The sequence below is a fragment of the Acinetobacter sp. YH18001 genome (assembly GCF_013416975.1).
In the GTDB taxonomy this organism is placed as follows: Bacteria; Pseudomonadota; Gammaproteobacteria; order Pseudomonadales; family Moraxellaceae; genus Acinetobacter; species Acinetobacter pseudolwoffii.
Genome location: NZ_VPEU01000003.1, coordinates 116,411 through 135,789, shown reverse-complemented (window position 1 = coordinate 135,789; position 19,379 = coordinate 116,411). Strand labels below are relative to the sequence as shown.

18 protein-coding genes, 1 tRNA gene and 1 pseudogene are annotated in these 19,379 nt (G+C 42.4%); 9 read left to right on the top strand and 11 right to left on the bottom strand.

The window, feature by feature from the left end:
• Nucleotides 1–506, top strand: a pseudogene (locus FTV48_RS14835) (hypothetical protein); the annotation flags it as partial.
• A complete protein-coding gene (locus FTV48_RS02270; protein ID WP_100329097.1) occupies nucleotides 506–2,179 on the top strand; it encodes a ShlB/FhaC/HecB family hemolysin secretion/activation protein in 1,674 nt (557 codons plus the stop codon). The pseudogene FTV48_RS14835 and the gene FTV48_RS02270, both read left to right, overlap by 1 nt.
• A 345-nt stretch (nucleotides 2,180–2,524) precedes the next feature.
• On the opposite strand, the gene FTV48_RS02265 is transcribed toward FTV48_RS02270, so the two are convergent.
• The 4 genes from FTV48_RS02265 to carA form a co-directional block, all read right to left on the bottom strand.
• Complete coding sequence (locus tag FTV48_RS02265; RefSeq protein ID WP_100355631.1) at nucleotides 2,525–3,148, bottom strand: CatB-related O-acetyltransferase; 624 nt, start codon at nucleotides 3,146–3,148, stop codon at nucleotides 2,525–2,527.
• A gap of 564 nt (nucleotides 3,149–3,712) precedes the next feature.
• Complete coding sequence (gene greA, locus FTV48_RS02260; protein WP_005097724.1) at nucleotides 3,713–4,189, bottom strand: transcription elongation factor GreA; 477 nt, start codon at nucleotides 4,187–4,189, stop codon at nucleotides 3,713–3,715.
• Between the two features lie 92 nt (nucleotides 4,190–4,281).
• Complete coding sequence (carB, locus tag FTV48_RS02255; protein WP_005097722.1) at nucleotides 4,282–7,512, bottom strand: carbamoyl-phosphate synthase large subunit; 3,231 nt, start codon at nucleotides 7,510–7,512, stop codon at nucleotides 4,282–4,284.
• Between the two features lie 13 nt (nucleotides 7,513–7,525).
• Nucleotides 7,526–8,665 carry a glutamine-hydrolyzing carbamoyl-phosphate synthase small subunit gene (gene carA, locus FTV48_RS02250; protein WP_005097721.1) on the bottom strand — a complete coding sequence of 380 codons (1,140 nt, stop codon included), beginning with the start codon at nucleotides 8,663–8,665 and terminating at the stop codon, nucleotides 7,526–7,528.
• Nucleotides 8,666–8,973: 308 nt separating this feature from the next.
• On the opposite strand from carA, the gene FTV48_RS02245 reads away from it, so the two are divergent.
• Nucleotides 8,974–9,462, top strand: coding sequence for a hypothetical protein (locus tag FTV48_RS02245; RefSeq protein WP_159516100.1), 489 nt, complete (start codon nucleotides 8,974–8,976; stop codon nucleotides 9,460–9,462).
• A gap of 101 nt (nucleotides 9,463–9,563) precedes the next feature.
• Nucleotides 9,564–9,788, top strand: coding sequence for a hypothetical protein (locus FTV48_RS02240; RefSeq protein ID WP_005169862.1), 225 nt, complete (start codon nucleotides 9,564–9,566; stop codon nucleotides 9,786–9,788).
• Between the two features lie 155 nt (nucleotides 9,789–9,943).
• Here FTV48_RS02240 and FTV48_RS02235 read toward each other — a convergent pair whose 3' ends face one another.
• On the bottom strand, nucleotides 9,944–10,483 hold the full coding sequence (locus FTV48_RS02235; protein ID WP_005169863.1) for a DOMON-like domain-containing protein: 540 nt from the start codon (nucleotides 10,481–10,483) through the stop codon (nucleotides 9,944–9,946).
• Nucleotides 10,484–10,494: 11 nt separating this feature from the next.
• Complete coding sequence (yhbY, locus tag FTV48_RS02230) at nucleotides 10,495–10,818, bottom strand: ribosome assembly RNA-binding protein YhbY (RefSeq protein ID WP_005097716.1); 324 nt, start codon at nucleotides 10,816–10,818, stop codon at nucleotides 10,495–10,497.
• Between the two features lie 197 nt (nucleotides 10,819–11,015).
• Between yhbY and rlmE the strand changes: the two genes are divergently transcribed.
• The 4 genes from rlmE (at nucleotide 11,016) to FTV48_RS02210 (ending at nucleotide 15,132) form a co-directional block, all read left to right on the top strand.
• Entirely contained in the window at nucleotides 11,016–11,666 is a 651-nt protein-coding gene (gene rlmE / locus FTV48_RS02225) for a 23S rRNA (uridine(2552)-2'-O)-methyltransferase RlmE (RefSeq protein WP_005097715.1), read from the top strand.
• Nucleotides 11,667–11,798: 132 nt separating this feature from the next.
• Nucleotides 11,799–13,688, top strand: a complete 1,890-nt coding sequence (ftsH, locus tag FTV48_RS02220) for an ATP-dependent zinc metalloprotease FtsH (protein ID WP_100355633.1) — start codon at nucleotides 11,799–11,801, stop codon at nucleotides 13,686–13,688.
• A 169-nt stretch (nucleotides 13,689–13,857) separates the two neighbouring features.
• Nucleotides 13,858–14,709 carry a dihydropteroate synthase gene (folP, locus tag FTV48_RS02215; RefSeq protein ID WP_159138239.1) on the top strand — a complete coding sequence of 284 codons (852 nt, stop codon included), beginning with the start codon at nucleotides 13,858–13,860 and terminating at the stop codon, nucleotides 14,707–14,709.
• A 108-nt stretch (nucleotides 14,710–14,817) separates the two neighbouring features.
• Nucleotides 14,818–15,132, top strand: a complete 315-nt coding sequence (locus FTV48_RS02210; RefSeq protein ID WP_005169878.1) for a DUF5713 family protein — start codon at nucleotides 14,818–14,820, stop codon at nucleotides 15,130–15,132.
• Between the two features lie 32 nt (nucleotides 15,133–15,164).
• On the opposite strand, the gene FTV48_RS02205 is transcribed toward FTV48_RS02210, so the two are convergent.
• From FTV48_RS02205 to FTV48_RS02195, 3 genes are all read right to left on the bottom strand, one after another.
• Nucleotides 15,165–15,848 (bottom strand): hypothetical protein, encoded by a 684-nt coding sequence (locus FTV48_RS02205; RefSeq protein ID WP_179999253.1) that lies wholly within the window; start codon nucleotides 15,846–15,848, stop codon nucleotides 15,165–15,167.
• A gap of 91 nt (nucleotides 15,849–15,939) precedes the next feature.
• Nucleotides 15,940–16,025 (bottom strand) — tRNA-Leu (locus tag FTV48_RS02200).
• Between the two features lie 169 nt (nucleotides 16,026–16,194).
• Entirely contained in the window at nucleotides 16,195–16,923 is a 729-nt protein-coding gene (locus FTV48_RS02195) for a hypothetical protein (protein ID WP_179999255.1), read from the bottom strand.
• Between the two features lie 174 nt (nucleotides 16,924–17,097).
• Between FTV48_RS02195 and FTV48_RS02190 the strand changes: the two genes are divergently transcribed.
• Nucleotides 17,098–17,604 carry a hypothetical protein gene (locus FTV48_RS02190; RefSeq protein WP_005097708.1) on the top strand — a complete coding sequence of 169 codons (507 nt, stop codon included), beginning with the start codon at nucleotides 17,098–17,100 and terminating at the stop codon, nucleotides 17,602–17,604.
• Between the two features lie 52 nt (nucleotides 17,605–17,656).
• Here the strand turns inward: FTV48_RS02190 and FTV48_RS02185 are convergent, their stop codons facing one another.
• Nucleotides 17,657–17,938 carry a hypothetical protein gene (locus tag FTV48_RS02185; RefSeq protein ID WP_005097706.1) on the bottom strand — a complete coding sequence of 94 codons (282 nt, stop codon included), beginning with the start codon at nucleotides 17,936–17,938 and terminating at the stop codon, nucleotides 17,657–17,659.
• Nucleotides 17,939–17,984: 46 nt separating this feature from the next.
• Nucleotides 17,985–19,307, bottom strand: coding sequence for a hemolysin family protein (locus tag FTV48_RS02180; RefSeq protein ID WP_005097704.1), 1,323 nt, complete (start codon nucleotides 19,305–19,307; stop codon nucleotides 17,985–17,987).
• Nucleotides 19,308–19,379: the final 72 nt, after the last annotated feature.

The window sequence follows — 19,379 nt, the reverse complement described above, 5'->3', positions numbered from 1 at the left end:
CGGAAGAGCCAACGACTCCAGAGCAACCGACAATTCCAGATGAGCCAACGAATCCGGAAGAGCCAACGACTCCAGAGCAACCGACAACACCAGACGGGCCAATGCATCCGGAAGAGCCAATAATTCCAGAGCAACCGACAATTCCAGAAGAGCCAGTGACTCCGGAAGAGCCAACAACTCCAGAGCAACCGACAATTCCAGATGAGCCAACGAATCCGGAAGAGCCAGCGACTCCAGAGCAACCGACAACTCCAGACGAGCCAACGACTCCAGAGCAACCGACAATTCCAGAAGAGCCAGCGACTCCAGACGAGCCAGCGAATCCGGAAGAGCCAACTAATTCAAATGGCTTAAATTTAATTGAATATCAACGTGCAATTCAATTTGCACCTGTACTTGATCAGTCAGAAAGCCAATCACAGCGATCTACTCATATTGAAATAGAAATCGTAGGTGATGGTATAAATATGGATGGAATCCAAACTTTAACGGGGAATTTTAAATAATGTTGTATTCTAAAAAAACATTACTAATCAGTAGTTTGGCGGTTAGTAGTTTTCCTGTTTTGGCAAATACAGTTCCTGATGCTGGTCAATTACTTCAGCAACAGACTGTACAACCATATTTTCCTCAAGCGGACGTAAATATTGAAGTGTCTCAACAGTTGCAAACAGGATCAATTGATTCACAGCAGCAAGTTGAAATTGAAAAAATTGTGATCCGAGGCAATGAAAGTATTGCGACAGAAGAATTACACAAAATTGTAAAAGATGCCGAAGGACAGATTTATAGCTTGGCTGATTTGCAAAAATTAACCAAGGCTTTAAACGCTTATTATCAGCAGAAGGGTTACCCTTATAGTCGTGCTTATTTGCCTGCACAAAATCTATCTCAAGGGCAGGTGACTATTGGGATTCTGGAAGCAAAATATGACCGTATCCAGATTAATAATCAAACTAATACCTCTGATGAGTTAATTGAACAGATTTTATCTCCTTTACAATCGGGAGATATTATTGAATCAGCTGCTTTACAGCAGCAACTAATGATTTTAAGTCGCTTAAATGGGGTGAAAATCCAGAATGTGATAAGTGCTGGGCGTTATCCCGGAACCAGTGATTTGACTATACATATCCAAGAAGACCAAAAAATTACTGGTTATATCGGTTTGGATAACTATGGCAACGAATACACACGTGAAATACGTGGTAATACAGGGCTGGCTGTCAATAACTTACTTGGTTTTGGCGACCGCTTAAATGTTAATGCGATGACTTCAGGTCACTTAAATTATGGCCGTCTAGGTTACGAGGCTACAGTTAACGGTTTGGGTACACGTTTAGGTGCAAGTTACTCGATCCTTGATTATGAATTAGACAAAGAATATAAAGCCTTAGATGCGATTGGGGATGCGCAGCAAGCCAGTTTTTGGTTAAGTCACCCTGTATTATTTAGTCGTAATGCAGAAGTGATGCTAGGTGTGCAATATGATTTTAAGCGTTTAGAAGATGATATTACCCTGGTTGATTCATATCGTCATCGTGATATTCATGTGGGGCAAATTCGTCTGGATGTTCTGCAAAAAGACAAATTTGCCGGTGGTGGCTTGACACAGTTTGGTGTGGCATCAGATTTTGGACATGTGACATTTAAAAATCAAGCTGCTTTAGCGTATGATCAAGCCACTGCCAAAACTGAAGGCGATTTTGTGGCAGTTTCTGTCAATGTGTCTCGCTTACAGAATTTAGGTACATCAGGCACGCAGTTATATACAGCACTCCAGGCACAATATAGTCCAGATAACCTAGATAGTGCACAGCAATTCAGTATAGGTGGCACCAATGGTATTGCTGGGTATCAGCATAGTGCTTTGAGTGGATCAACCGGATATTATGCTTTAGCAGAATTAAAACGTAATTTATATACAAGTGGGTATAATCAGCTAAGTGGTAAAGTGTTTGTCGATACCGCTACTGTTAAACGTCAAGCCAGTACATGGCGTGGATTCTCAGGTGATAATCAGGAAAGTATTCACAGTGCCGGTTTTGGTTTAAACTTGTCTACTGCTTCAAAATGGACAGCCGCCTTACAAGTTGGTTTCCCATTTAGTGATAAACCAAGCAGCATGGAAGAACGCAATGATGTTGAATCTTGGTTTGGTATCACCAAACAATTTTAATCTCAATAGATAAAGTAGAAATGGACTAAGAAAAAAATTACTTAGTCCATTTTTTTGTATATAAGAAAAATCTTGCAGGCATCTAGCGTGTAATTAATTAGACGTATCACTGGAAAATTTAATCAACCTGTATGCCGAACTTCTAGTCAAATTTGTCACCATTATAGAAAATCAAAAAATATTCTTTGAAGTGGTCAAGCTTTGCCATTTATTGTTGGTTTGAAATCTATACGAGTGAAGGGCCTTAGATAGACTTAGCAGTTTTTATTATGTGCTGACAAGTTGATCCGTAATAATAAATAATAAGACTGTTAAAAGTTGTTTAACAAAAATAATTCCATTTTTTCAGGGGATTTTAAGATAACGAACTAGACTTTCAACATCATCCGTTTGCAACTGCTCACGCATTTTTAAAAAATGCTTTTCATCTAAGTCATAGAGTTTAAGAGAAAGCAGTTTTTCTATATCTGCTTTAGGAAAACGATATTTAATAATTTTGGCAGGCACGCCACCGACCACTGCGTATGATGGAACATCTTTGGTGACCACGGCACCTGTTGCCACCACAGCACCTTCGCCAAGCGTTACACCTTGCATAATCATGGCACGTGAGCCAATCCAGCAACCATCGCCAATGAGTGTATCGCCAGCAGGCACAAAACTGCGTGTATTGAAGGGAAAGGCTGAAATCCAGTCGGTACGGTGTAATTGATTACCACCCATCATAATCACGCATTCTGCGCCAAAACAGACAAAATTGCCGATATAGAGCTGATCAATGGGTTTATCTGGAGTAGAGGACTTGTCATGTAGATAACGCACAACACAACGCTCAAACCCTTGATCCCAATAAGCGGAATAGTAAGAATAATTCCCCTTAATATGAATGTTCGGATTCCTCACTGTTTTTGAGATGAATTCAAACTCACACCAGTGTTTGACAGGGGAATTAATTAACTTTTCAGACATGCGTATATGGCGTTTTGAAGGTGGGGGGATTATAGCAAACAAAAGTCCCCCTTTGAAAAAGTGGGATTCTTAAATAAGGCCTCTCCTTTGTCGAGTAGTGTTCTTTATTTCTTAAAAGGAAAGGCAATTTTATTGTGAGTTTTGATTTGTAATGATGGCTTTGTATCCCTGTGGAATAACATCCTCAGAATATGTACTGAGTGTACAAGGGGGTGAGGAATATGATTGAAATTATGAAAAATTTTATCTGAACAAATTCCAAAAGATACTAAAAATACGAGCAATACAATTGGGAAAATGAAAGCCCAGAATTGCGCAGCTGAGTGTCGTGGTTGAAATAATGACGACAGAACTGGTATGCGTGTCGATGAAGTATGACCAGTTGATCGCGATGGCAACACCAAGGATCAAACCGCCAAGTGCATAGTAAAAAGCGTGTATGAAGCGATCATCCATTTTTTGTTATCTATTTTATTATTTGCTCATAAATTAAAGCTAAATCAATAGTTTTGCAATAAAAAACCCCTCAATTGAGGGGCTTTAATTGTTGTAAATATCTAAAGCTTAGATATATTCAACTTTCACAATTTCGTATTCAACTTCACCATTTGGTGTCGTAATTTTCACATCATCGCCTTCGTTTTTACCCAAAAGACCACGTGCAATTGGTGAGTTCACAGAGATCTTGTTGATCTTAAAGTCTGCTTCGTCATCGCCTACAATCTTGTAAGTTTTTTGCTCTTCAGTATCCAGGTTTTCAATTGTCACTGTCACACCAAAAACCACACGACCTGATTGCTCAAGTTCTTTCACATCAATGACCTGGCAAGCGCCCAGTTTCCCTTCGATGTCCTGAATACGGCCTTCACAGAAGCCTTGCTGTTCACGCGCTGCGTGATATTCTGCATTTTCTTTTAAGTCGCCGTGTTCACGTGCTTCCGCAATCGAAGCCGTGATACGAGGACGGTCAACGGTTTTCAGTTGATGTAATTCTTTCTCTAAGGCAATTTTGCCTTCAGGAGTCATAGGATAACGTTGCATGTTGTCCCTCAAAAGTCAGTTGAAAGATATAAAATCTATAAATAAAAAAAAGCCCGCCACCAAGAAGGTAGCGGGACTTCTTGGAAACTTAATTAACCTTTAGTTAGGTCTTGCAAGCGATATACATCCATTGGCAATTTGATTGCTAAAGCTTGGCATACAGCATCAGCACCGTTCAAGGTGGTAGTGTAATACACTTTACCTTGTAGCGCAGAGCGACGGATCGAGAACGAATCCTGCTGAGCCTGTTTACCTTCAGATGTATTGATAATGAGGTGAATTTCGCCATTTTTCAAGCGGTCCACGATATTAGGACGGCCTTCGGTTACTTTATTCACACGTTCACATGCAATACCCGCTTCAGTAATCACGCTGTATGTGCCACCCGTTGCAAGCAACTTGAAGCCATAGTCTACCAGTTGCTGAGCGATACGCGCGACATGCGGCTTATCTGAATCACGAACAGACAGGAACGCATGTTTTACTTCGCCTTCAGTTGGTTTACCTGGTAAGCGATCGTTCGAGCCTAATACAGCTTTATAGAACGCTTCACCAAATGATTTACCAACACCCATGACTTCGCCAGTCGATTTCATCTCAGGGCCAAGGATTGGGTCAACACCCGGGAATTTGTTGAATGGGAACACCGCTTCTTTTACAGAGAAGTGCTGAGGAATAATCTCTTTAGTGAATCCTTGAGATTCTAGAGATTGACCTGCCATACAACGTGCAGCAACTTTTGCTAAAGACTCACCGATACATTTAGAAACGAACGGTACAGTACGTGATGCACGTGGGTTCACTTCCAGAATGTAAACGTCAGTGCCTTTTACTGCAAACTGAACGTTCATCAAACCGATTACACCCAGTTCTTTTGCCATTGCAACAGTTTGACGGCGCATTTCGTCCTGTACTTCTTGAGAAAGCGAGTAAGGAGGAATCGAACATGCTGAGTCACCAGAGTGGATACCCGCTTGTTCGATGTGCTGCATGATACCGCCAATCACAACGTCTTTGCCGTCAGATACACAGTCCACGTCAACTTCGATCGCGTCATCAAGGAAGCGGTCAAGAAGAACCGGTGCTTCGTTTGATGCTTGAACTGCATCACGTAAGTAGCGTTTCAATTCGTCATCGTTATAGACGATTTCCATGGCACGACCGCCAAGAACGTATGATGGACGTACAACGAGTGGATAGCCAACTTTCGCTGCTTCAGCCATACCTTCTTCAGCAGATTTTACAATGCTGTTGTTCGGTTGACGAAGTTGCAGACGCTGAATCATTTGCTGGAAGCGTTCACGGTCTTCTGCACGGTCAATCGCGTCTGGAGATGTACCGATAATTGGCGCACCGGCTTCTTCCAAAGCACGAGCCAATTTCAAAGGTGTTTGACCACCGTACTGCACGATAATGCCTTTAGGCTTCTCGATACGTACGATTTCAAGCACATCTTCCAATGTGATTGGTTCGAAGTACAAACGGTCTGATGTGTCGTAATCTGTAGAAACCGTTTCAGGGTTACAGTTGACCATGATGGTTTCATAACCATCTTCACGCATTGCAAGCGCTGCGTGTACACAGCAGTAATCGAACTCGATGCCTTGACCAATACGGTTAGGCCCGCCACCAATCACCATGATCTTGTCACGCGTTGATGGATTTGCTTCACATTCTTCATCGTAAGTTGAGTACATGTATGCTGTATCAGATTCGAATTCTGCAGCACATGTATCGACACGTTTGTAAACAGGGGTTACGCCCAGGTTCCAACGGTGTTTACGGAATTGTTTTTGTGAAATGCCCATCAAGTCTGCAATACGAAGATCCGATAAACCTTTACGTTTGAAGCTGCGGATGTTGTCCGCGTTCAAATCACCAAAACCTAAAGATTTAATCTGTTCTTCAGTTTTAATGATGTCTTCGATTTGAATCAGGAACCAAGGGTCGATATTGGTTGCAGCAAATACTTCATCAAGTGTAAAGCCGTGACGGAATGCATCACCAATGAACCAGATGCGCTCAGGACCTGGCACTTTAAGTTCTTGAAGAATTTTATCTTTCGCACCTTCAGCACCGATTTCGATTTTTTCATCGAAGCCAGAAGCACCGACTTCAAGACCACGAAGCGCTTTTTGCATAGACTCCTGGAAGTTACGGCCAATGGCCATGACTTCACCGACAGATTTCATCTGAGTCGTCAAAGTTGCATCTGCTTGCGGGAATTTCTCGAAGTTGAAGCGAGGAATTTTCGTTACAACGTAGTCAATCGCAGGTTCGAATGAAGCCGGTGTTGTACCACCCGTGATGTCATTTTTCAACTCATCAAGGGTATAACCTACAGCCAGTTTCGCCGCGATTTTCGCAATCGGGAAACCCGTTGCTTTAGATGCAAGGGCAGAAGAACGAGAAACACGTGGGTTCATCTCGATCACAACGATACGACCGTCTTTCGGGTTGATACCGAACTGAACGTTTGAACCGCCTGTTTCTACGCCAATTTCACGAAGTACAGCTAAAGATGCATTACGAAGTAACTGGAATTCTTTATCTGTCAGCGTTTGTGCAGGCGCAACAGTGATGGAGTCACCGGTGTGCACGCCCATTGGATCAAAGTTTTCAATGGTACATACGATGATACAGTTGTCATTTTTGTCACGAACAACTTCCATCTCGTATTCTTTCCAGCCAATTAAAGATTCATCAATCAATAACTGTTTGGTCGGAGAAAGATCGAAACCGCGTTCACAGATTTCAATGAACTCTTCACGGTTATATGCGATACCGCCGCCTGAACCACCCATCGTGAATGATGGACGGATAATCACAGGGAAGCCGAAGCGTGCTTGAATAGTTAAAGCTTCTTCCATTGACTCGGCAATATCTGCTTTTGGACATTCAAGACCAATTTTACGCATTGCCTGGTCGAAGAGTTTGCGGTCTTCAGCTTTTTCAATCGCTTCTTTGGTCGCGCCGATCAATTCAACATTGTATTTTTCTAGAATGCCGTGCTCATCAAGGGCAAGGGCACAGTTCAATGCAGTTTGACCGCCCATGGTGGGAAGAACTGCGTCTGGGCGTTCTTTCTCAATAATTTGTGCAACAGTTTGCCAGGTAATCGGTTCGATATACGTTGCGTCTGCCATTGCAGGGTCGGTCATGATGGTCGCCGGATTCGAGTTGACCAAAATAACGCGGTAGCCCTCTTCACGAAGGGCTTTACATGCTTGAGCACCTGAGTAGTCAAACTCACATGCCTGACCGATGACAATCGGACCCGCACCAATAATTAAGATGCTTTTAATGTCAGTACGTTTAGCCATGATGCTTCCTTAATTACTTCTTAGATGCTTCGATAAGTTCGATGAAATGATCGAACAATGGTGCGCAGTCATGTGGACCAGGGCTTGCTTCAGGGTGACCCTGGAAGCTGAACGCAGGCTTGTCTGTGCGATGAATACCTTGGTTAGTACCATCAAACAGTGAGCGATGCGTTACACGCAATACATCCGGCAGGTTGCTTTCATCAACTGCGAAGCCGTGGTTTTGAGAAGTAATCATCACTGTACCATTTTCAAGGTTTTGCACAGGATGGTTGGCACCGTGGTGACCGTGAGGCATTTTTAGTGTTTTGGCGCCACTTGCAAGTGCAAGGATCTGGTGACCCAGACAGATACCAAATACTGGAATTTCAGTGGTTTCTACAATTGTTTTTACAGCTTCAATTGCGTAGTCACATGCAGCTGGATCGCCAGGGCCGTTCGAGAGGAACACACCATCTGGATTCAGAGCAAGTACGTCAGCAGCAGGAGTTTGCGCAGGCACCACAGTCAGTTTACAACCGCGGTCTGCGAGCATACGTAAGATGTTGGTTTTGACACCGTAATCGTATGCAACAACATGGAATTTAAGTTCAGGTTGAGAGAAACCTTTGCCTAATGCCCAAGAGCCTTCAGTCCACTCAAAGCCCTCAGGATCGCAACATTCTTTTGCCAGGTCTAAACCGTTTAAACCGCTAAAGGCACGTGCTTTTTCAAGCGCTTCTGCTTCAGTGATATTTTCGCCAGCAAGGATACAGCCATTTTGCGCACCTTTGTCACGTAGGATACGTGTCAATTTACGCGTGTCGATATCCGCAATTGCCACAACATTGTGTTGTACCAAATATTCAGCTAATGATTGGGTTGAACGGAAGTTACTGTGCAATAAAGGCAGGTCACGAATGATCAATCCGTTGGCCCAAACTTTATGAATACGACCTGATTCAGCGTCTTCTTCATTGCAGCCTGTGTTACCGATATGCGGGTAAGTCAGTGTCACAAGTTGCTGTGCATAACTCGGGTCAGTCAAAATTTCTTGATAGCCAGTCATGGCAGTGTTGAAAACGACTTCACCAGTCGTACTACCCGATGCGCCAATCGAAGTACCTTTAAAGATAGTTCCGTCGGCAAGGGCTAAAATTGCTGGGGTGCTCAAACCAAAGCTCCTGAAATTTAGGCTGTAAAAAAGCGAGAAGACGAAAAAAAAGGAAGGCTAATTTTTAAACCTACCCTCCTATGTCTGCTCGCTTGAACTTAACACGGCATTATACGCAGAATGATGCTTGAAGTCCAATGGCTTTGCAGCGAAAGTATAAGATAAATGCCTTGCTTTTTGAATGGAAGTCTGTTTTGTAAACAGGATGAAAAAATGTAAGCAATTAATAATTGTCAGACAAATCAAATCTTAAATTTTATCAAGTCTACTAATATAGCTCAGTCAATATAACAATAGGAACAAGACAAATGACTACAGCATCAAAATCTACCCAATCCAAAAAAGCCAGCCCGAGCGTCGTGGCAGAAACTGCCGAGAAGCTTGAAAAAGTAGCAGTAGAGGCGAAAGATCAAGCACTTGAAAGCATCGAAGAAAGTAAAGAAAAGCTTGAAGTTGAAGCCAAGCAATTGACCGATACCGTACAGGAACAATTGCGCCAATTTAAGCAGGAAGTGTTGCAGCGAATTGACACTTTAAAGGAGCAGATCTTCGGTTCACAAAAAGAATTAACTGAATTGAAGAGCTTTATCAAAACAGAATTCAATGCAGTGATCGAAGACTTGTCCAGTCTGGGCAAGGAACTGAAAGAGGATGTCAGTCAGATTTCGACCAAACATAAAGAGCATTTGACCGATACCTTAAAACGTTCTAAAGACAGCACCATTGAAGTGCTGAAAAAAGTCAAGCCGGTAGTGAAAGCAGAAAGTTCAGACAAAAAGCCTGAGCTGAAAAGTTAAACTGCGTTGAAAGGCTGCTCTTTAAAAGGAGAACAATCACATGTTCTCCTTTGTCTTTATGTAGCAAAACGGACTCACAATAATAATCAGAAGGGGTTACGATGCCACGGCATTATTTGGTAGGTGTGCTTGTTTTATTGATATTGATTATGCTGCTTAATCTGGAAAGCGGCTTGGGGCGCATACTTTATCTGGGTGTGATTGTGTTATGTTTGGGCGTACTGGGGCTGGTTTTGGGGACTGTTCTGCTCATGGTACTCACTTTTACTTTTATTCTTTATGCTGCAGTGAAAGCCATTCGGAGCCAGCATCAGTTACCTCATTAAAATGCTACTCTAAGATGTTCAAAAACAAGAAAATGCAAAATAACCATACACAGCTAACTACTTTGTCTAGAGACAAACAAAAACGTGAGACTTCAAGTCTCACGTTTTATCAGCCTATTACAGATTCAGACAGAGGATATACAGGTTTGATTGATCTAAAATACATGCAACCAGTCACGTTTATTATGAAAATCTGCCTGAGGACTACTATGCTGCATCGCGTAGTACTGGTCACCTTGCGAGGTTTTTAAAACAGCAGATAAACCCAGGAACAAGTTTTCCCATTTGAGTTTATGTGTTGCCATAAAATCGGTCAGATCCACACTGACATTGAGACCATAATGGGTACGTTTGAGCTGATTCAGCTCAATATCATCTGCAGCTTGTGGTGGCATATCTTCAGGATAGCGGTATTCTTCAAATTGATAAGCCTGCCAGGCCTGAGAAGGGGAGAGATTAATCTCACGATAAAAATCTTCACCCTGAACCCCAATAAAAATTTCAAAGCAGGTCTGTTCCCACAAGAAATCCTGACGGGGATGTGCAGCTACCATGTCTGGCCACAGGATGTAATGATTGGGATCGCGGATCCAGAAGCCCACATTTAAACTACATGGACCTTGCTGTTCAATGGCAGCAACCAGAGAGATGGCCTGAAAACGGCGATCAAATGCGCTAAGTTCGTAACTTGCCATAAGTCCTGTACTTAGTTAGACAAATGAGCGAAACGAACAAGATTGGACAATTTTTGGTTCTGTTTTGCCGCTTTCTTATAAAGAAGTGCAATTTTACCAATAGTTTGAACCACTTCAGCACCAGTCGCTTCTGAAATTTCAGCAATCAGCGCTGCACGCGCTTCACGATCTTCAGCGACAATTTTAACTTTAATCAGTTCGTGATCGTTTAAAGCACGCGCTAATTCTTCGATGACATTTTCCGTCAGACCTTTGTCACCTAGCATCACGACTGGGTTAAGTGTATGTCCGATTTGACGTAAACGCTTACGTTCCTGAATAGATAAAGCCGCCATGAGAGATAACCTGAATTTTAAAACGGCTTAGTATAGCAAAAGCAAAAAATAAACGCTGTAAATTATCAGGAAATAATCATATTCAATCTGTCCACGGAGAGAGCAAAAGCCTTAGATTTAGATACACATGTATACTGCAAAATAAGTCTTTTTCACGTACAATTAATATAATGAGACATTTTTTTATTTAGAGAGTTATGGCTACACGCATTACCAACCAAAAGTTATCTAAAAGTAGTCGTGATTGGATGAGAGAGCATTTAGACGATCCTTATGTGAAAAAGGCACAAAAGGAAGGCTATCGTGCGCGTGCAGCATATAAGCTCTTAGAAATGCAAGAAAAGTATAAAATCATTAAACCTGGTATGACTGTGGTCGACCTGGGCGCAGCGCCAGGCAGCTGGTCACAGATTGCCGGTAAACTTGTTGGCGATAAGGGTTTATTGATTGCATCTGATATTTTACCAATGGATGCTTTACCAGATGTCACTTTTCTGCAAGGTGACTTCCGTGAAGAAGAAGTTTTCCAAAAACTGCTAGAAATTTTAGATGGTCGTACTGTAGACGTTGTAATTTCAGATATGGCCCCCAATACATCAGGTAATAAGGCTGTAGATCAACCGCGTCAGATTTACTTGTGTGAACTTGCACTGGATTTTGCCAATAAGGTGCTAGGCCCTAAAGGTCAATTTGTGGTAAAAGTTTTCCAAGGCTCAGGTTTTGATGAATTCCGTAAGCAAGTGGTTGATAGTTTTGATATTCTGAAAACATCTAAACCCTTGGCATCACGTGCTCGCTCTAAAGAAGTTTTCCTGATCGGGCAGGGACGCAAGAAGGCTTTAAAATAAGTCTACTTGCCAAGTCGTTAAAAATTGTGCATTTTGTACGTTTTCAGATAATTGTAAGTTAATTTACAGCTTAAGTATTAAGGTCACCCTGAACAGGGCATGATCAAATTAGATTGGAATGGGAATAAAGCTTTGAGCGATCTTTTTAAGAATGCCGTATTGTGGCTCGTGATACTGGGTGTGCTGGTGTTAATCTTCAGCAACGTCAGTGACCGCAATCAACCGACTACAATGAACTACTCAGAGTTTGTTGCCGCGGTCAATGCTGGCCAAATTAAACAAGTTGTTATTGACGGCGAAAGAATTCGTGGCGAAAAATCAAACGGTTCAGAGTTTGAAAGTATTCGTCCGGCAGTTCAGGATCCTGAGCTGATGCCAAGCCTCATTAAAAATAATGTTGTGGTCGAAGGTGAAGCACCACAACGTCAAGGCTTGCTCATGCAGTTGCTTATTGCAAGTTTCCCTGTGCTTTTAATCATTTTGTTATTCATGTTCTTTATGCGCAACATGGGTGGCGGTGCAGGTGGTAAAAACGGCCCAATGAGTTTTGGTAAATCTAAAGCCAAAATGTTGTCTGAAGACCAGATTAAAGTCACTTTTGTCGATGTTGCCGGTTGTGATGAAGCCAAGCAAGAAGTGGTTGAAATTGTCGACTTCCTGAAAGACCCAACCAAATTTAAACGTCTCGGTGCAAGTATTCCACGTGGTGTTTTGATGGTCGGTCCTCCAGGTACAGGTAAAACCTTGCTTGCCAAAGCCATTGCCGGTGAAGCGAAAGTGCCATTCTTTAGTATTTCGGGTTCTGACTTCGTGGAAATGTTTGTGGGTGTTGGTGCATCGCGTGTGCGTGACATGTTCGAACAGGCAAAACGTCATGCACCATGTATTATCTTTATTGATGAGATTGATGCAGTCGGTCGTCACCGTGGTTCAGGTACAGGCGGTGGTCACGATGAACGTGAGCAGACGCTGAACCAGATGCTGGTGGAAATGGACGGCTTTGAAGGCAATGAAGGTATTATCGTGATTGCTGCGACGAACCGTGCCGATGTACTGGATAAAGCTTTACTTCGTCCGGGTCGTTTTGACCGTCAGGTTGTGGTTGGCTTGCCAGACATTAAGGGTCGTGAACAAATCCTGAATGTGCATTTGAAGAAATTGCCTTCAGTCACAGGGGTCGACGTTAAAGTACTTGCGCGTGGCACACCAGGCTTCTCGGGTGCGCAATTGGCTAACCTGGTGAATGAAGCGGCTTTATTCGCTGCACGCCGTAACAAGAACACTGTCGATATGCATGACTTCGAAGATGCAAAAGACAAACTGTATATGGGTCCTGAGCGTAAGTCGATGGTGCTGCGTGATGAAGAGCGTCGCGCGACGGCTTATCATGAAGCAGGTCATGCGATTGTTGCTGAAAGCTTGCCAGGTACAGATCCTGTGCATAAAGTAACGATCATGCCGCGTGGCTGGGCTTTAGGTGTCACCTGGCAGCTGCCTGAATTTGACCAGACTAGCCATTATAAAGACAAAATGTTGAATGAACTTTCGATTTTGTTTGGTGGCCGTATTGCTGAAGAAGTCTTCATTAACCAAATGTCGACAGGTGCTTCAAACGACTTCGAACGTGCAACTAAAATGGCACGTGCGATGGTGACCAAATACGGTATGTCTGACAAAATGGGCGTCATGGTCTATGAAGAAGATGCACAGCAATCGTTTATGGGCAGTATTGGTAGCCGCAGTATTTCTGAAACGACCCAGTTAGAAGTCGATCGTGAAATCCGCCGAATTCTGGATGAGCAATATAAAGTCGCACGCGATATCTTGGAAAGTAAAAAAGATGTTGCCCATGCGATGGTCAAAGCCTTGATGGAATGGGAAACTATTGATCGTGATCAAATCCGTGACATCATGGAAGGTCGTGAACCTCAGCCGCCAAAAGTCTATGTTGCAGAAAATCCTGTGATTGATGTAACCCCAGATGATGGCCCGTTGACGCCACCGCCATTGCCAGCCAACTAAGTTAAATAAAAAACCACCTTTAGGTGGTTTTTTTATGTCAGTCATTTTTATGATAATTTTCTGAATGCTATATTTAACTCAAAACTAATGGGCAAATGTCTTATCGAGCTTTGCTTTATTGCTCTATCCATAAGACAATATTCGAATTATTGTGAACGAGGATGGAAACATGCAGCTGATGCCTTTACGACCACATGTATGGACATTTGGTGAGTTAAAACTGGACTTATCTCAGCCGCATGTGATGGGAATTCTCAATGTCACCCCCGACTCATTTAGTGATGGTGGTCGGCATAATCAAAAAGAAGATGCAGTTGCACGTGCGCTGGAGATGATGGCTGAAGGTGCGACCGTAATTGATATCGGCGGGGAATCGACCCGTCCGGGTGCCGCTGTGGTAGACGTAGAGGAAGAGATCCGCCGCGTGGTGCCTGTGGTTGAAGCCTTAGCAAAACATGATGTTGTTCTCTCGATTGATACTTCACAACCAGAAGTGATTCGTGCAGCGGTTCAGGCCGGAGCGCATATCTGGAATGACGTCCGTGCGTTGACCCGCCCCAATGCCTTAGTAACGGCCGCTGAATTAAATATTCCGGTAATCATTATGCATATGCGTGGTGAGCCGACCACCATGAACAATCTGGATCAATATGAGGATGTCACTACCGAGGTGATTGGCGAACTATCTCAACGTGTTCAGGATGCCTTGGATGTAGGAGTAAAAGCCGAAAATATCATGATTGATCCGGGGTTTGGTTTTGCCAAGAATGCTCAGCAAAATCTCAAGCTGCTTCAAGAATTTTATAAATTGACAGAAATGGGTTATCCGATTTTATCTGCCTTATCACGTAAACGCTTTATTGGGGCTGTCTTAGATGGCGCAGAACCACAGGCGCGTGCGGTGGGTTCGGCAACAGCACATTTGCTCAGTATTCAGCAGGGCGCCTGTATGGTACGGGCACATGATGTGAAAGCGACAGCGGATGCGATTAGAGTCTGGCAAGCCATGCAGATGGCGTAGACATTGATGGCGGGAGAGTAAGCATCTGGCAATGTTGTTTGGCTTTCAGGCAACAATGTGCTATATAGGCACGCTTAGATTAAATTGTCATCTTTTAGAGTGCCTGTAATGTTTGCAGATTTACTTCTCCCCATGTTCGATGATGCGTATTATCCCGATATTCTGGTTGCTGAAATCAAACAGCACATCGAACATTTTGCCCAAAAAGTCGCTAAATCAGCTTTGTCAGATCAAGAAATTTACCAGCTTGCCCATCTGACCGTTGCTGATATTAATGCCATGAAACCGCAGTTTGAAGATCTGGATTCATCTCTGGATGATACCGCTGCAGATTATATTGCTGAAGCCATGATGATGGTGGTGCAAGAGCACGGGTTGTTCGAGATTGAAATGGAAGAGCTGATTACCAACCGTGAATGGTGATCGATAAAACCCTGCTACTGCAGGGTTTTTTATTATTTGTAGAAATAGTCTTTAAAACTTTTAAAGCGAATCGAGCTGAGTAATTTTTGCTCTTCATGCATGCATTGCTGATAAAGATTCTGGTAATAAGCCTGCAGATTTGACTGGTCCTGAATCGGTTGCGGTGTTTTGGATCTGGACTGTTGATAGGCCCAAAAGGCCAGCTGCCGCAGTTTTTGCAGTTTGATCTGATCAATTGCACTACAAGAACTTTTAAATAAAGGTTCTAAGGTGACAGCGCCAAAAGAGGAAAGCGCTAAAATGATCATGCTGATGATCACCAGCATATCTGAATGAATTACATACAGATTCAGCAATAAAACCAGAAAAATCGGAATTTGCAGATACAGACAGTTCTGCAAACGCTGACTATAGGCTTTGGAGCTGAATTGTGCCTGATATTGTGCATACCAGATATAGGGATAAAGCAGGGCCATTAACATGATCAAGGTGACATTAAAGGCGATTGTGGCATTCTTGAAAAAATAATATTCCAGAAGTACTGAGCTGATGCTACAGGTCACGCAGATTAAAAGAGACAGTAAATTAATCGCGATCACAAACTGGAGATTTTGCAGGGCATTAAATTTGAAGCGGCTATAAAGCAGCTTCAGGAAAAAAGCGTCTGGATGGCGTAATTGTAATGTGGCGAGATCGAAGTATTTTAATTCTGACATGAGGATTTCGCGCTAAAAGAATAAAATTCAGGCACAAAAAAACCAGCCTAATGCTGGGTTTTCTATTGCACCATTTTAATAAAGATTAAAATGGTGCCCGAGGCCAGACTCGAACTGGCACGCTTTATGGGCGGGGGATTTTAAATCCCCTGTGTCTACCGATTTCACCACTCGGGCATGTGCGCAATAATAGAGGACGAAATAAAGCTTGGCAAGCACATTTCTAAATGATTGCTTTCTTTTCAAGCAATTCCGTGGCTTCTCTCTAAAAAATTAGCAGATCAATCTGTTTTTAAGGCCCCTTATTAGAAATATTCAAGATGGCTAATCAAAATAATAGAGCGAACTATGAGTTCTCGTCCAGATAACTGTCGACATCCAGATGCTTGATGGTTTTACAGTATTGATGCTCATGTTTCAGCAGCTGGGTATATAATTCGGCATAGTGATTTAATTGCTGTTTTAGTTCGGCATGCTGAGGATGATTGTTTGAACAAAAACGTAATTTTAGTCGAAGCATACAGGTCTGTTTATAAGCCCAGAAGCAGATTCTACGTAATTGTTGCAACTGATAATGTTCAGTATTTTGGCTGTTTTCCCGGAACAAGTTTTCCCGATAAAAACGGATAAAGCCAAAGCTGACTCCAAAAAAGAATAAACTCCACATCAGCAGGCTACTTTGTACAAAAAACAGATTTAAGGTTTGTAGTATAATCACCACAGCCATCTTGATTGGGGTATGGCGTAATAACTGATATAGCGAATAAGAAGAATGCTGAACCTGTTGCAGAATTAAGGTGAGACTCAACATCAGGAACAACAGTATCGCCAAAATGGCATAACTTTTCGCCTGAAATTCGCTCACTTGCACAAAAGATTGCTTTATGACGTCACCGAACATCAAACTGACGGGAATAAAAATCATGGCCGCCAAGACCCAGGGAATCAAAAGCTTGGCTTTATCCCAGATCCCACGGATTTTGATCTGGCTATAGAACAGGTAATTGCCTTTAAATGCAGTCGGATACTGTTGTTGAAGTTGCTGCAGCAACAAAGTCACTTGGGTAGTGGGCATCATCCAGAGATTGATTCAGAAATAGACACAGGCACTATAGTCGATTTGACGCAGAATCACAGGACAAATCCATTTTCAGCGCTTATCATTACTTTAATCACGAAGATTTTAGTTTTTTAGCCACGAATTATGCGAAAATAGCCGATTCAAGATTTATTTTTTTAAGGACAGTTTATGACTGATCAATCTCCTGAGGCGTTAAGCGACATCGAAATTTTAGACATCCTGCAAAGCATGAAAAAGGATGAACTAAATACTGAGGCGAAAGAAGTGATTCGTCAGGGTGGTAAAGCTGGTCGTCAGGAAGCGCATAAAGAAGCGTTAGTGGCATTGAATCAGTCATTTGAAGACAAATTTGTCGAAGCGGTATCTTTGGCTTTGGGCCTGAATACGGCACAAATCAAAAAAATCCGTTATAAAAAAGACCGCGTCCGTATTTTAAAAGCGCGCGGAATCGACTATATGGCGATTGATGGCGCTGAAACGGCACAAGTGCTGTCCCAGATTGCACAAGCGATTCTGCGTGAAGACGCGATTGTTACCCATGACCTGCACAATATTTTCCCATTCTGGAAAGAAGGCTGGCCTATGGTGCAGTTCGACAATGCTTACAAGATTCTAGAAGATGATATCCAGATTCACTATCAAGCTGTTTTAGATGCATTGTTAACAAAGATCTAAGCACCTCAATAGATGTAAAAAAGCACCGTTAGGTGCTTTTTTATGATTGAATTTACTGGTTTGAATAAAACAAACTTAAAATAAAACTGATAGGAACGATAAATAGTCGTCCCCATAAAATCAAAGGTATGGCTAAATACTGTCCCCAACTCATGGTTCGGTCATAATGGCCACGGTGACGCTGGTAACCATAAGGGGTAATGATGCAAGCAAAAATCAATAAAATGATCGCTAAAAACAAAAACAGCGGATTTTGTTGTTGAGCAAAAAAGAAATAGATTAAATACAGTCCTGAATAAAAACTAAAACAAGCCAATAGCGCAGAAATGGACACCACTCTATCCTTATGATTTTTATTTTAAAATAGAAGAAGAATCAGATTATTCTGATTCTTCCTGAATTAATGGATTGATTTCAATGATCCGAGTCACCAGCAACTGGTCAATCTTGAAATGATCGACATCGACGACTTCAAATTTATAACCGGCATGAATGACGGTATCGGCAGGACGCGGAATTTTACGCAGCTTGAACATCATAAAACCAGCCAGTGTTTCGTAATTTTCCTCATCTGGCATTGAGTCGATTTCAAGCGCATGTTTCATGTCTTCAATTGGCGTGCTGCCTTCAATCAACCAGGAATTATTGTCACGCTTAATAATTTGCTGATCGGCTTCAATTGGTGTCACCCAGTCGCCCATCACGGTAATCATAATGTCGGAGAGGGTAATCACCCCAACTACCAGCGCATATTCATTAATGACGACGGCAAATTTTTCCTTGGTCGAGCGAAAACGGTCCAGAACTTCCGATAAAGTTAAAGTATCCGGAATGGTCAGGACATTACGGATGGTATTTTCATTTAACTGTAGCAGCGACTGGTTATTCAGAATCCGCACCAGAATATCTTTGGCATCGACATAACCAATCACACTGTCGATGTCATTGCTACACACCAGAAACTTGGAATAGGGATATTCCGCCAGCTTTTGCCGAATACTTTCTTCTGGTTCATTTAGGGTAAAGAACACCACATTCTCACGGGTAGTCATACTCGAAGGTACATTACGCTCTTCCAGCTCGAATACATTTTCAATGAAATGATGTTCCTGTTTTTGCAGTACGCCAGCCTGTGCACCTGCATCCATCACTGCGGAAATATCATCAAAGGTAATATTATCATCACGAATGGTATTTACTTTAAACAGACGGAACAGCATGTTGGCAATAACATTAATGAGCCAGGCCAAAGGCTTACAGACTTTAATGAAAATCTGAATGGGTTCAATGACCGAGACTGCGATCTTTTCTGGCGCAATCATGGCCAGACGTTTCGGCATCAAGTCTGCAAATAGAATAAATAAAGAAGTGACGACAGTAAAGGAAAGTGCAAAGCTAATATTTTCAGCCCAAGGACCCTGGTAAAAGCGGGAAACAAAATTAAAAATATAAGGACGGAAGGCTCCTTCACCTAAAATACCGCCAAGAATGGCGACTGCATTTAAACCGATTTGAGAGGCTGCAAAGAAGTCAGCAGAATTTTCTTGTAGATCTAAAACTTTTTGAGCGCGATGTTCACCCGATTCAGCCAGAATTTTCAGTTTGACTTTACGGGCACCTGCGAGGGCGATTTCTGTTAAAGATAAAAAACCGGCCCCCGCGATGAGTATTAAGATAATCACGATATTTTGTAAGAGGCTCACAAATCCACCTGTGGATGAATAGTATCTTGGGATATTTTTAACACAAAAAAAGGCTTGAGGTGTAAAAACTAC